15 protein-coding genes are annotated in these 13,209 nt (G+C 64.6%); 5 read left to right on the plus strand and 10 right to left on the minus strand.

The window, feature by feature from the left end; translation table 11 throughout:
- Window positions 1–8: 8 nt before the first annotated feature.
- The 4 genes from flgE to flgB are packed head-to-tail and all read right to left on the minus strand — an operon-like array spanning window position 9 to window position 2,934.
- Entirely contained in the window at window positions 9–1,322 is a 1,314-nt protein-coding gene (flgE, locus tag HSX14_RS19875; RefSeq protein WP_173177716.1) for a flagellar hook protein FlgE, read from the minus strand.
- Between the two features lie 33 nt (window positions 1,323–1,355).
- Window positions 1,356–2,042, minus strand: a complete 687-nt coding sequence (gene flgD / locus HSX14_RS19880) for a flagellar hook assembly protein FlgD (protein ID WP_111260922.1) — start codon at window positions 2,040–2,042, stop codon at window positions 1,356–1,358.
- Window positions 2,043–2,062: 20 nt separating this feature from the next.
- Complete coding sequence (gene flgC, locus HSX14_RS19885; RefSeq protein WP_173177714.1) at window positions 2,063–2,515, minus strand: flagellar basal body rod protein FlgC; 453 nt, start codon at window positions 2,513–2,515, stop codon at window positions 2,063–2,065.
- 14 nt (window positions 2,516–2,529) lie between these two features.
- Window positions 2,530–2,934 carry a flagellar basal body rod protein FlgB gene (gene flgB / locus HSX14_RS19890; protein ID WP_173177712.1) on the minus strand — a complete coding sequence of 135 codons (405 nt, stop codon included), beginning with the start codon at window positions 2,932–2,934 and terminating at the stop codon, window positions 2,530–2,532.
- Window positions 2,935–3,261: 327 nt separating this feature from the next.
- Here flgB and HSX14_RS19895 point away from each other — a divergent pair, with 327 nt between their 5' ends.
- Complete coding sequence (locus HSX14_RS19895) at window positions 3,262–3,687, plus strand: organic hydroperoxide resistance protein (RefSeq protein WP_173177710.1); 426 nt, start codon at window positions 3,262–3,264, stop codon at window positions 3,685–3,687.
- Between the two features lie 71 nt (window positions 3,688–3,758).
- Here the strand turns inward: HSX14_RS19895 and cheR are convergent, their stop codons facing one another.
- Together cheR and HSX14_RS19905 are read right to left on the minus strand one after the other, a co-directional pair.
- A complete protein-coding gene (gene cheR, locus HSX14_RS19900) occupies window positions 3,759–4,586 on the minus strand; it encodes a protein-glutamate O-methyltransferase CheR (RefSeq protein WP_173177708.1) in 828 nt (275 codons plus the stop codon).
- Window positions 4,587–4,629: 43 nt separating this feature from the next.
- Window positions 4,630–5,562: a chemotaxis protein CheV gene (locus HSX14_RS19905; RefSeq protein WP_111260926.1), complete on the minus strand. Its 933-nt coding sequence runs from the start codon at window positions 5,560–5,562 to the stop codon at window positions 4,630–4,632.
- 80 nt (window positions 5,563–5,642) lie between these two features.
- Between HSX14_RS19905 and flgA the strand changes: the two genes are divergently transcribed.
- The 4 genes from flgA (at window position 5,643) to HSX14_RS19925 (ending at window position 8,251) form a co-directional block, all read left to right on the plus strand.
- Entirely contained in the window at window positions 5,643–6,404 is a 762-nt protein-coding gene (flgA, locus tag HSX14_RS19910; protein ID WP_111260927.1) for a flagellar basal body P-ring formation chaperone FlgA, read from the plus strand.
- A 154-nt stretch (window positions 6,405–6,558) separates the two neighbouring features.
- Window positions 6,559–6,900, plus strand: a complete 342-nt coding sequence (flgM, locus tag HSX14_RS19915) for a flagellar biosynthesis anti-sigma factor FlgM (protein ID WP_173177706.1) — start codon at window positions 6,559–6,561, stop codon at window positions 6,898–6,900.
- Between the two features lie 49 nt (window positions 6,901–6,949).
- The gene (locus HSX14_RS19920) at window positions 6,950–7,417 is read left to right on the plus strand and encodes a flagella synthesis protein FlgN (protein WP_173177695.1); all 468 of its coding nucleotides are present in this window, start codon (window positions 6,950–6,952) and stop codon (window positions 7,415–7,417) included.
- 84 nt (window positions 7,418–7,501) lie between these two features.
- Window positions 7,502–8,251 (plus strand): flagellar brake protein, encoded by a 750-nt coding sequence (locus HSX14_RS19925; RefSeq protein ID WP_173177693.1) that lies wholly within the window; start codon window positions 7,502–7,504, stop codon window positions 8,249–8,251.
- A gap of 38 nt (window positions 8,252–8,289) precedes the next feature.
- On the opposite strand, the gene HSX14_RS19930 is transcribed toward HSX14_RS19925, so the two are convergent.
- From HSX14_RS19930 to HSX14_RS19945, 4 genes are all read right to left on the minus strand, one after another.
- A complete protein-coding gene (locus HSX14_RS19930; protein ID WP_173177684.1) occupies window positions 8,290–8,910 on the minus strand; it encodes a TIGR04282 family arsenosugar biosynthesis glycosyltransferase in 621 nt (206 codons plus the stop codon).
- Window positions 8,911–9,022: 112 nt separating this feature from the next.
- Window positions 9,023–10,327, minus strand: a complete 1,305-nt coding sequence (locus HSX14_RS19935) for an MFS transporter (RefSeq protein ID WP_173177682.1) — start codon at window positions 10,325–10,327, stop codon at window positions 9,023–9,025.
- Between the two features lie 62 nt (window positions 10,328–10,389).
- A complete protein-coding gene (locus HSX14_RS19940; protein ID WP_173177901.1) occupies window positions 10,390–11,631 on the minus strand; it encodes a glutamine synthetase family protein in 1,242 nt (413 codons plus the stop codon).
- Window positions 11,632–11,994: 363 nt separating this feature from the next.
- Window positions 11,995–13,074, minus strand: coding sequence for a sigma-54 interaction domain-containing protein (locus tag HSX14_RS19945; protein WP_173177680.1), 1,080 nt, complete (start codon window positions 13,072–13,074; stop codon window positions 11,995–11,997).
- Window positions 13,075–13,209 lie beyond the last annotated feature (135 nt).

Genomic DNA, 13,209 nt, shown 5'->3' on the forward strand with positions numbered 1-13,209 from the left:
AGCACCACTCAACGCAGGTTGATGATGGTCTGGGTGACCGCGTTCTCGGTCTCGATGGTCTTGGCGTTGGCCTGGTAGTTGCGCTGCGCCACGATCAGGTCGACGAGCTCGGTGGAGATGTCGACGTTGGAGGCCTCCAGGGCGCCGGACTGCAGGGCGCCCAGGGTGCCGGAACGCGGTGTGCCGATGACCGGCTCGCCGGATTCGGAGGACTGCACCCAGGAGGTCTTGCCCACCGGGGTCAGGCCCTGGACGTTGGCGAAGTTCGCCAGCACCACCTGGCCCTGAATCTTCGACTGGCCGTTGGTGTAGCGGGCGAAGATGTTGCCCTCGTCGTCGATCTCCAGGCCCGACAGTTGGCCGGTGGTGTAGCCGTCCTGGGCGACCTTGGTCACCGCGAAGGCGCTGGAGAACTGGGTCGAGCCACGGATATCGAAGCTGATGGTCGGCGCGGCGGCGGCACCGTTGGCGCTCCAGACCGGCGGCGTGGCGCCGTTGGACTGTGCCGGCACCCAGCCGGTGATGCCCAGGGTGCCGTCGGCGTTGACGGTGAAGCCGCCCGTGCCGGTGAAGGTGCTGGTGTCGAGCTGGCCGGAGCTGGTGAAGCCCACCGTGGTGCTGATCGGCGCGGTGCTGGCCGGGTTGGTCGGGTTGCGACCGTCGATCAGCACGTTCATGGTCCAGGAGTTGGCCGGGGTGGCCGACTTGACGAAGTACTGGGTCATGACGTGGGCGTTGCCCTGGGCGTCATAGATGTTCACCGAGGTCGACGAGTTGTAGGTGGTCGGGTCGGCCGGGTCGAACGGCGTCTTGGTCGGCACCGTGTTGGTGGAGTTGAGGTTGAACGGCTGGGTGATGGTGGTGGTGGCCTTGGGCTGCTGGTTGTTGGTCTGGATCACCAGGTCGCCGACCACGCCGCTCTGCAGCGCACCGTTGGCATCCACCGAGTAGCCCTGCAGGCGATAGCCGTTGTTGTCGACGATGTAGCCGTTCTTGTCGGTGCCGAAGTAGCCGGCGCGGGTGTAGCTGATGGCGCCGTTGTTGCTGGTGATGAAGAAGCCGTTGCCGTTCACCGCCAGGTCGAGGGCGTTCTCGGTGTAGTCGATGGTGCCTTGGTTGTAGAGCTGGGCGACGTTGCCCAGCAGCACGCCGCTGCCGATGGTCTTGCTGCCGGAACCGAGCACGGAGGCCGAGTATAGGTCCTGGAACTCGCCACGGGATTGCTTGAAGCCGACGGTGCCGGCGTTGGCGATGTTGTTGCCAGTGATATTGAGGTCACTGGAGGCGGCACGGATGCCGCTGAGTCCGATATTGAACGACATGGGATGCTCCTGTAACGCCGGCGCCGCCGACGATTATTGACCGATGACCTTGACCTTGGAGAGTGCGACGCTGCCCAGCCCGGCGAGGTTGAGCGTCATCTCGGCGCCATTCAGGCCGAGGGTGACGCTGTCCACGTTCGCCGGCAGGTTGGTGGACATCGCCACCGTCTTGCCGTCGATGGCCGCCTCGGCCTGGAAGGTGTAGGTACCGTTCGGCGCGACGTTGCCGCTCGAATCCTTGCCGTCCCACATGAAGCTGACCTGGCCGGCACTCTGGGCGCCCAGGTTGATGCGGTTGACGGTGTTGCCCTTGCTGTCCAGCACGTTGACGTAGACGTTGGTGCTGGCGCCGGTGAGGTTGATGCTGCCCTTCATGGTCTCGCTGGTGTCCACCACCGCCTTGTTGGTGGTGACGATGACCTTGCGGCCGACCAGGGAGGACGCCTGCAGCGCCTGCGAGGACTGGGTGCTGGAAAGGATGCTCTCGACACTGGTGTTCAGGTTGTCGAGGCCTTCCACGGTACTGAACTGGGCCAGTTGCGCGACGAACTCGCTGTTGGTCTGCGGGTCCAGCGGGTTCTGGTTGTTCATCTGGGCCACCAGCAGCTGCAGGAACTGGTCCTTGCCCAGCGAGCTGTCCTTGGTCTTGTCGTTGTCCTTGAGCTTGTACTGGTCGAGGACCGAGCTGCTCGAAGTTCCGCTTACGCTGTCAACGCTCATCTTGTTCCCTCACTCGCGCCTTACTGACCCAGGGTCAGCACGCGCTGCATCATCTGCTTGGCGGTGTTCATCATTTCGACGTTGGTCTGGAAGGCGCGACTGGCGGAAATCATGTCGGCCATCTCTTCCACCACGTTGACGTTGGGGTAGTACACGTAGCCATCGGCGTTGGCAGCCGGGTGGTTCGGCTCGTAGCGCGGGGTCAGGGCGCTCTGGTCTTCGATCACACCGAGCACCTGCACGCCACGACCGGATTCGTCCTCGCCGGCGAACAGCGAGCCGCTGCTGCCGCCCTCGCTGTTGAGCTGGCTCTGGAACATGGTCGAGAAGACCGGGTGACGGGCACGGTAGGTCTGGTTGATGCTGGAGGACACCGTCTCGGCGTTGGCGATGTTGCTGGAGATGGTGTTCAGGCGAGTGCTCTGGGCGCTCATGCCGGTGCCGGCAATGTTGAAGACGCTGGACAGTGACATGGTGTGATCTCCTCTTATTCGCCGCGCAGGGCGCTGACCAGCCCTTTGAACTTGCTGTTGAGCAGGGTGAAGCTGGCCTGGAACTGCATGGAGTTCTCGGTGTAGGTCGATTGTTCCTGCTGCAGGTCGACGGTGTTCTGGTCGATCGAGGGCTGGAACGGAATCCGGTACTTGAGGCTTTCGTCGAACAGGCTGGCGCCTTCGGCGGCGATGTGGCGCTCGTTGGTCAGGTTGGCATGGAAGGTGCCCTTGCTGTTCTCCACCTGCTGCTGGAGCACGGCCTTGAAGTCCAGGTCACGCGCCTTGTAGTTGGGCGTGTCGGCGTTGGCGATGTTGTTGGCCAGCACTTCGGCACGCTGGGTGCGGAAGTTGAGGGCCTTTTCATGGATGCCAAGGGCGCTTTCGAAGCTGATGCTCATGTCTCTGACCTTTGCCGAGTGGCAGTTCGGTTTGTCTGCCTGACATTCAGCAAAGGCTGTGCCAACTTTTAAAACCCTTTATTTTCAATGACTTGATATAAATCCGAGCGGCAATCGAAGCGGCAACGGCAAGGCATTACCGCTTTTGCCGGTGCCGACGGCAACGCGGTTGGGCGATCTTGCCGCTGGGCGGCAATGGCCGCCAGCGGCGATCGCCGCCCTGCCCTCTCCTTTTGCCCACGTGGTCTAGGCTTTGGTTTCCGCTTGGCGGCAGCCGCTGCGCAACGCCGCCATCGCCCCTTGATCGACGAACCCGAGGAGATCGAAATGCCCATCGAAAAAGCCCTGTACCGCGCCTACGCCGAAGCCTACGGCGGCCGTGAAGGCCGTGCCGTTTCGTCCGATGGCGTGCTGGATGTGAAGCTGACCACGCCCAAGGAACTGGGCGGGCCGGGAGGTGAAGGAACCAACCCCGAGCAGTTGTTTGCGGCCGGCTATTCGGCGTGCTTCCTCGGTGCCATCAAGTTCGTGGCCGGCAAGGAGAAGGTCGCCCTGCCGGACGACGCGTCCATCGAAGGCATCGTCGGCATCGGCACGCTGCCCACGGGTTTCGGCATCGAGGTGGAGCTGCGCATCTCCCTGCCGGGCGTCGACAAGGCCGTGGCCAAGGACCTGATCGACAAGGCGCACGTGGTGTGCCCCTACTCCAACGCGACCCAGGGCAACATCAACGTGACCCGCACGCTGGTTTGAGGGTACGCGCCACCGTTGCGGTGCCAATGAAAAGGGAGGCTTTCGCCTCCCTTCTTCATTTCATCCGCGGGTCACTTGACCTTGTAGATGATCCCCGGGCTGCACTGCACCATCTGGTACAGGTCCGGCAGGCCGTTGAGCGCCTCGGACGCACCGAGGAACAGGTAGCCGCCGGGTTTCAGCGTGGCGTGGATGCGCGTGAGGATGTCCTTCTTCACCTCGGCGGAGAAGTAGATCAGCACGTTGCGGCAGAAGACGATGTCGAACTTGCCCAGTGCCGCGTAGCTGTCCAGCAGGTTCAGCGGGCGGAACTCGACACGGTTGCGGATCGCCGGCTTGACCACCCAGCGCCCCGGCCCTTTGGGGTCGAAGTAACGGGTCAGGCGCTCCTGGGAGAGCCCGCGCCCCATCGCCAGGCTGTCGTACTCGCCGGCCTTGCAGGCGGCGAGCATGGCGCTGGACAGGTCGGTGGCGACGATGCGCACGCCGGCCTTGAGCTGGCCGAGGTTGGTCTTCTCGAACTCGTCGATCGCCATGGACAGGGAGAACGGCTCCTGCCCGGACGAACTGGCCGCCGACCAGATGCGCAGCGGCTGATTGGGCGAGGCCTTGATCATCTCCGGCAACACCCGGCTCTTCAGTACCTCGAAGGGATAGGTGTCGCGAAACCACAGGGTCTCGTTGGTGGTCATGGCATCGACGACCTGCTCGCGCAGGCCGCCTCGGGGGGAACCCTGGATCTTCTGGATCAGCTCCCCCAGGGTCTTGATGCCGTTCTGCTCCATCAGCTTGTTAAGGCGGCTGGATACCAGGTACTGCTTGTTGCTTCCCAGCAGGATGCCGCAGGTTTTTTCCAGGAAGGTCCGGAACTGCTCGAAATCCAAGTTACCTGAAGACACTAGGCCCGCCTCATTCATATCTGTTTCCTGGGGGAGTCATCCCTCAGCCGCCATCAGCGATTCTGATCCGCTCGATCACCCGCGCCGCCAGGTCGTCGGGTCGGAACTTGGCGAGGAAATCATCCGCGCCGACCTTCTTCACCATCGCCTGGTTGAACACGCCGGAGAGCGAAGTATGCAGGAGGATGTGCAGTTTCTGCATTCTCGCATCGCCTCGGATCTCCGCCGTCAGCGTGTAGCCGTCCATTTCCGGCATCTCGATGTCGGAAATGATCATCAGCAACTCCTTCTCCGGCGCCTTGCCCTGCTCGACCATGTCGTGCAGGTAGTTGTACGCCTGGCGGCCGTCGTTGAGCGCCGTGACCTCGACGCCCACCGTCTCCAGGCAGCGGATCAGCTGCTTGCGGGCCACCGACGAGTCGTCGACGATCAGCACCCGCTTGGTGACGGCACTGGCCTGGGTGTTCTGGTCGATCACGCCCTCGGAAATGACTTCGGAAGTCGGTGCGACCTCGGCGAGGATCTTCTCCACGTCGATGATCTCCACCAGGTTCTTGTCGACCCGGGTGACCGCGGTCAGGTAGTGCTCACGACCGGTCCCCTTGGGTGGCGGATGGATCTCCTCCCAGTTCATGTTGACGATGCGCTCCACCGAGCGCACCAGGAAACCCTGAACCTTGGTGTTGTATTCCGTGATGATGACGAAGCTGTTCTTCAGGTCATCCAGCCCGCGTCGACCGGTGGCCATGGCCAGGTCGAGGATGGGAATGGTGCCCCCGCGGATATTGGCCACACCGCGAACCACCGGGCTCGACTTGGGCATGATGGTGAGCTTGGGGCATTGCAGCACCTCCTTCACCTTGAACACGTTGATCCCGTAGAGCTGGGTCCCATCCAGCCGGAACAGCAGCAACTCCAGCCGGTTCTGACCGACCAGTTGCGTACGCTGGTTAACCGAATCCAATACACCGGCCATGCCAGGACTCTCCCGTTATTAGCTTCAGCACGCTTCGCCTTAGAGTAGCAGGCGGCACGGGCCTTGCTTTTGATCTTGATATGAACGCTATGACGACGATTTTCCGACACACGATGGCACAACGCCGCCATCTTTTTAAGGCTCTTTTACTTGTTTTGCTCGGCCTCGGCCATAACGGCGCCTCGGCTGAGGAACTCACTTCGCCCGAAGTCCTTATCGGCTCCACCCAAGGCTTTCTTGAGTTCACGGTGGAGGATTATCTGCAGACCAACAATATCCAGGGTCGTTACGACATTCAGATCAACCGTCTCGACCCGCGCCTGCGTCTCGCCGCCTGCGACAGGGAATTGACGGTCGCACTGGAAAGCCCGGCACAACCCATCGGCCGGGTCACCGTCAGCGTGCGCTGCGAAGGCAGCACGCCGTGGAGCATCTACGTCCCCGCGCAGGTGCGGCTGTTCCGGGAAGTAATAGTAGTAGCCCGTCCGCTGCGCAGGGGGGCGGTCGTCACCTCGGATGACTACAACCTGGTGGAACGCGAGGTGGGCCTGCTCAACCAGGGCTACCTCACCGACCCCGCACAGGCCGAAGGCTTCAAGCTGACCCGCGCCGTGGTCGCCGACCAGGTGCTGGCGCCGGTGCACCTGGAGACCGCAGAGGTGATCCGCAAGGGCGACCAGGTGGTGATCACCGCCAGGAGCAGCAGCATCAGCGTGCGCATGCCCGGCGAGGCCCTGTCCGACGGCTCGCCGGGGCAGCAGATAAGAGTACGCAACCTGCAGTCCAAGCGCGTTGTCAAAGCCCGGGTGGTAGGCCCGGGCCAGGTCGAAGTCGCAATGTAGGCACGGGTCTTGTATGTAAATACGTCATCTCGTGTAAAGTGCCGTTCCGACGTCACTTCCAGGCCCGGAAAAAAAGTCCGGAAATTTGCCTAAAGTTTCATTGGGCATGGCCGATAGCGTCGGTAAGCGTCCAAACACCCAGAGGTTCTGCATCATGGTCATCGACTTCAACCGGCTGAATAACGCCGCTACGCCGCCCGGTACGGGCCGTACGAGCAACGCCCAGGCCGGCGGCAAGAACGAAGCCGTCTCCAGCTCGACGACTCCGTCGCAGGCTGCCACCACCGACGCGGCCAAGACCGCCAAGACCGGTGAGAACGTGCAGCTCAGCAGCGATGCGCAGAACCTGCAGAAAGCCACCGACAAACTGCGTGACCTGCCCACCGTGGACAAGGAACGCGTCGAAAAAATCAAACAGGCCATTGCCGACGGCTCCTATCAGGTAGACAGTCAGCGCGTGGCCAGCAAACTGCTCGACTTCGAATCCCAGCGCTAGTCCCATGGCAGCGCTGGGGATATTGGACGCCCAATCCCCAGAGCCCGCGATGCAAGACACTATCCTGCTCGACCTGTTCACCAACGATATCGGCCACGCCCAGCGTCTGCTTGAGCTGATCGATACCGAATTCAAGGCCCTCACCGAGCGTGACCTGGGCCATCTCGAAAAGATCCTCGCCGACAAGCAGCCCCTGCTCGCCCTGCTCGATGCCCATGGCAAAGAGCGCACCGAAGCCCTCCTTGCGCTGGACCTGACCGCCGACCGTGCCGGCCTGCACAAGCTCGCCGAAACCTCGCCGCTGGGGGCCGACCTGATCGCCCGCAGCGAGGAACTGAGCGCCGTGCTCGAGCAATGCCAGACCGCCAACCAGCGCAATGGCCGGCTGATTCGTGCGAATCAGGCCTCGGTCGGCAGCACCCTGGCGATTCTGCGTGGTCAGGATGCTCCCAGCCTCTATGACAGCCGTGGCGGTGCCGCTAGAATCCCGCGACAGCGCCCGCTCAGCCAGGCCTGATAACAATAAAGGTACGACGACATTACCGGCACGATGCCAGTATGCTAGTGCCGGAAGTCATTCGTGCTTGGAGAGTCCTGGACCGTGTCCAATGCGTTTATCGAAGAAGATGGCCCCCAACCACCCAAGGTGCTCAAGGCGCCGGTGGAGATCCTTGCCAATCTTCGTCTGCTGCAGCAAAACCACGACCCGCTGATCATCACCTTCAACGAGCGCAGCCAGCGCTTCCAGACCTACCTCGTCGAGATCGACAAGGACAAGAAGATGCTGGCCCTCGACGAGATGATCCCCAACGATGGTGAGCGCTACCTGCGCAATGGCGAAAGCTTCCGCCTGGAAGGTTTCCGCGATGGCGTGCGCATCGCCTGGGAGAGCCCGCTGCCCGTGCGCGTCGGGGAGTTCCAAGGCGATGCCTGCTACTGGTGCCCGCTGCCCGAAGAGGTGATCTACCACCAGCGTCGCAACGCCTTCCGCGCTCCGCTGATGCTCAGCCAGCTGGCGGTGGTGGAACTGGCCGGCGACAAGCTGCCCAAGGGCCTGCCCGGGCACATGCTGGATATCTCCGCCACCGGCTGCAAGCTGCGCTTCCCGGGCGACCTCACCAGCCGCCTGCAGCCTGGCCAGGTCTATGAGCGCTTCAGCGCCCAGCTGCCGGTCGGCACCCTGGTCGCCGCCGTCGAACTGCGCCACGCCAGCTACGACGAAAAGCTCGACATGACCTTCGTCGGCATGCGCTTCTACCGCTCAAGCGGCCAGGAACAGCGCCTAATCGAACGCTTCGTCTACCAGCTGCAGCGCGAAGCCCGGCGCTTCGACAAGGACGACCTGTTCTAGCCACCCGCACCGCTCGCCTCGCGAGCGGTGCACGCCCCTCACGGCACGCGCACCTCTATCCCGAGCTCCGCCAGGCGCGGCAAGTGCTCCGGCCGGTCCAGCGCCCACATCACCGGCAACAGGCCATGGCTCCACTCCAGCTCCTTCAGGCGTTCGCAGGTGAGCGCCAGCAGCCGATCGCTGCCCCAGGGCATCGCCTCGAACAGCCGTGGATCGACCCGGCGCAGGCCCAGCAGCACGTAGCCACCTTCCTCCGTCGGCCCGAGCACCGCCTGATGTTGCTGCAAGGCCTCGCAGGCCGCTGCCAGGTAATCCGCATCCAGTGCCGGGCTGTCGTGACCGAACAGCACCACCGCATCGCTTTCCGCCAGGCCCAGCGCGGCGATGCGGCGCATGCGCTCGCCCAGGTCGCCCGCCGGCTGGCCGATCACGGTCCAGCCCAGCTCGCCGGCAAGACTCGAAAGCGCTTCGTCAGGACCATCGTCCAGCCACAGGAAGCGCTCGCCGAACCCCGCCACCGGCAGGCCCAGCGCCCGCTCGACCAACTGCCGCTGCAGGACACTCGCACCCTCCTCGCCCAGCACCGGCACCAACCGGTTCTTGACGCTGCCGGGCTGTGGCGCCCGGGCCAGCAGGTGCAGGGAAATGCTCAAGCTCATGGTCAGCCCTCCTCGGTCCGGTAGCGGGCGCGCAGCAGCGAGCGCCCGGGCGAGTAGTTCCGACAGCGGCGAGCGGCATTGATTCGGCGCCGATAGGGGACGCCCGTCGCCATCAGCTGGGACGGGGCTCCTCGGGGGGCGGGGGCGGCGGCGTGAAGCTGTCGCCGCCCATCTGCTCGTGCACCACCTGCTCGTCCACGCGCGGGTCGAGGGCGGCCACCAGGGGCGAGCTGACCTCCGGGGTCGCCACGTGATGCAACGGCGCCTCGTCGACGCGGTGCAGCCCGGTCACCTTGTCGGGCCGCACACGCAGCACCAGCACCAGCGCGCAGAGGCTGGCGAAGGCATAGAACATGTTCGGCCCCACCTGCTTCATCAGCGCACCGGTGACCAGCGGACCGACGCTCGCGCCGACGCCGAAGGTGATCAGCAGCATGGCGGTCAGCGAGACCCGCCGCTCCGCCTCGATATGGTCGTTGGAGAACGCCACCGCCAGCGGGTAGAGGGTGAACTGCAGCATGCAGACCAGGAAGCCCATGGGGAACAGCAGCTCCATCGGCACCTGCGGCATCAGCGCCAGCGGCAGGGCCGCCAGCACCAGCAGCGCGGCGACGGTGCGGATCAGCATCGCCCGGTCATGGCGGTCCGACAGCCAGCCCAGCGGCCACTGCACCAGCAGGCCGGCGAGGATGCAGCAGCCCATGAACAGACCGATCTGCTCCGTGGACAACCCCTGCCGCGTGGCATAGAGCGGCGCCAGGCCATAGAAGGAGCCGAGCATCAGCCCGGAGATCAGCACCGTGGTCATCGACTGCGGCACGCGCTTGATGAAGAAGCGTGGCTCCAGGGGCGCCGGATGCAACGGCGCCGGGTGGATCTTGCGGGTCACCGCCACCGGCACCAGGCACAGCGCGAAGCACATCGCCACCAGCATCAGCAGCTCCGGGCCCAGGTTCGGGTGCAGCACCAGCACCAGCTGGCCCAGCACCAGGCCCAGGTAGGACGCCACCATGTAGCCGGCGAACACCTGGCCACGCTGGCCGGCGTCCGCCTGCTCGGTGAGCCAGCTCTCGATGACCATGTACTGGCACATCATTCCCAGGCCCACCAGCATGCGCATGAACAGCCACGCCGGCAGCCAATCGATCAGGCCATGCCCCAGCACCGCCGCCGTCACCGCACCGGCACAGGCCACGTAGGCACGGATATGTCCCACCCGCGCGATCAACCGGTGCCCCAGCTTGCCGCCGAGGATCAGGCCCAGGTAGTTGGCCGCCATCAGCGCACCGACCCACAGACCGTCCACCTTGTCGGCGGCCAGGCGCAGGCCCAGGTAGGTACTGAGCAGGCCGGAACCGATGAGCATCAGCAGCGTGGCGAAGTAAAGGGCACGAAAGGACTTCAAGACACGACCCATTGGCTTTCCATGCGCTCCTTGAACAAGAGCGGGCCGCCATATGCGGCCCGCAAGGGGGGATGCTACGCCTGGGCGGCCAGTACGCGCCGCTCCCAGGGGGTGATCTGGTCGAAGAAGCTGGTCAGCTCCATCGTCTTGGTAGCGATGTAGCCTTCGATGAACTCCTCCCCGAACAGTTCCCGGGCCAGATCACTGCGCTTCAGACGCTCCAGAGCGGCATGCAGGGTACAGGGCAGGACCAGGGATTCGGGAATATCGAACTCGCCCTGCATGGGCGCGCTCGGCGCGATCCGCTGCTCCATGCCGTGCAGCCCCGCCGCCAGGCTGGCCGCAATGGCCAGGTACGGGTTGGCGTCGGCGCCCGGCAAACGGTTCTCCACCCGCCTCGCCACCGGCGCGCTGGCCGGAATGCGCAGCCCCGCGGCGCGATTGTCGTGGGACCAGCAGGCATTGTTCGGCGACGCATAGGGGTGGCAGAGGCGCTGGTAGGAATTCACGTTCGGCGCGAACAGCCCGGTGAAATCCGCCATCGCCGCCTGCTGCCCGCCAATGAAATGGTAGAAGGCATCGGTCGCCTCGCCCGCCCCGTCGCTGAAAATATTCCGCCCCTCCCCGATCGTCACCACGCTCTGGTGAATGTGCATCGAGCTGCCCGGCGTGTGCGCCAGCGGCTTGGCCATGCACACCACCGTCACCCCGTGCTTGAGCGCCACCTCCTTGAGCATGTGCTTGAACAGGAACGTCTGGTCCGCCAGCAGCATCGCATCGCCATGCAGCAGGTTGATCTCGAACTGGCTCACGCCCATCTCGTGCATGAAGGTGTCGCGGGGCATGCCCAGCAGCTCCATGCACGCATAGACCTCCTCGAAGAACGGGCGCAGGCCGTTGTTGGAGGTCACGCTGAACGCCGAGCAGCCGTCCTCGCGGCGCCCGTCCAGGCCCAGCGGCGGCTGGAAGCTCTGGTGCGGGTCGGGGTTCGGCGCAAAGACGAAGAACTCCAGCTCGGTGGCCACCACCGGGGCCCAGCCGTGGGCGGCGTAGCGCTCCAGCACGCGGCGCAGCAGGCCGCGGGTCGACAGGCCGGACGGCCGCCCGTCCAGCTCCTGGGCGTCGCAGATGGCCAGGGCGCGCGGGTTGGCGCTCCAGGGCAGGCGGTGCACCTGGCTCGGCTCGGCCACCAGCGCCAGGTCACCGTCGTCGCTGCCGTAATACTTCGCCGCCGGGTAGCCACCCATGATGCATTGCAGCAACACGCCCCGTGCCAGCTGCAAACGGCGCCCGGAGAGGAAGCCCTCGCCGGTCATCACCTTGCCCCGCATCACCCCGTTGAGGTCAGGGGTGACGCACTCGATCTCGTCGATGCCGGCCAGTCGTTCTGCGAGGGAACCTGGGACGTCGGTAGTCATGCTTGTTGTCCTTGTGGGTACTGCGATCACGCCGAATTGGCGGCGTGCACAAAATACGCACCGACTGTTCGATATATCAAGCACCTGTGTTCCAGCACGAACTCATGCCGGCTGTCGTGGGATGGGCAGAGCCACGCGAAACCCATCATGACCCGCCACACCACATCCCCGACCCCATGAAAAAGGGGCCCAACCAGCGGTTGGGCCCCTCTCGTCACTCCATCCCTAGCCCGGGCCTCAGCCCGGGAACCCGCCCGGCACTCAGGCGATACGCGCGCCCCTCGGGCTCACCTCCAGCTCGCCGATCTTCTCCAGCCGCGCCCGCACGATATTGCGGCTGATGCCCAGCAGGCGCCCGGTCTGCAACTGGTTGCCGTGGCAGAAACGGTAGGCGGTGCGGAACACCGTCTCCTCGATGTGCTCGTACAGGTCCGGGCGGTTCTGCTCGAACAGCGCCGTCAGCGCCGCCTCCAGGTCCACCGGCGCGGCCGGCCCGGCCAGCACGCCCTGCGGCTGGTCGTGGCGCACACCCGACGGGCGCATGTCCACCAGGTGCAGGTCACCGGGCTGCACCTGCTGGTTGCGGCACACCAGCAGCGCATGGTGGATGGCGTTCTCCAGCTCGCGGATGTTGCCCGGCCAGCTGTGGGTCAGCAGCTTGCGCTCGGCCTCCACGCTCAAGGAGGCGCGGTTGTAGCCCAGGCGCTGGCAATGCTCCTCCAGGAAGAACTCTGCCAGCGGCAGGATGTCACCCGGCCGCTCGCGCAGCGGGGGCAGGCGGATGGTCGCCACGTGCAGGCGGTAGAACAGGTCCTCGCGGAAATGCCCCGCCACCACCGCATCGGCCAGGTTGACGTTGGTCGCCGCCACCAGGCGCACATTGATCGGGATCGGGGTGCGCGAGCCCAGGCGCACCACCTCCCGCTCCTGCAGCACGCGCAGCAGCTTCACCTGCATGTTCAGCGGCAGGTCGCCGATCTCGTCGAGGAACAGCGTCCCGCCGTTGGCCGCCTCGAACCAGCCGGCCTTGCTGTTGGTCGCCCCGGTGAAGGCCCCCTTCTCGTGGCCGAACAGCTCGCTCTCCACCAGCGACTCGGGGAAGGCGCCGCAGTTGACCGCCACGAAAGGCTCCTTGCCGCGACGGCTGAGGTGATGGATGTGCCGCGCCACCAGCTCCTTGCCGGTGCCGGTCTCACCGATGATCAGGGCATTGGCCTCGCTCGGCGCCAGACGCTCGATACGGTTGAGCAGCTCCTGCGAACGCGGGTCCTTGAAGACCAGGACCGTGGCACGCACGGACTTGGTCAGTTCGCGGGCATTGGGGTGGGTGAGCAGCGACATGATGCATTCCTGGCAGAGATGGGCGCGTCGCCATAGTGCATCAATCCAAATAGACTAAAAAATTATTAATTAGCATTTATATATTCCATAAAAGATATAAGCGACCCGACTGCTGCCCCAGCAGCAACGCCCCAG

The organism is Pseudomonas tohonis (genome assembly GCF_012767755.2).
Classification (GTDB): Bacteria; Pseudomonadota; Gammaproteobacteria; order Pseudomonadales; family Pseudomonadaceae; genus Metapseudomonas; species Metapseudomonas tohonis.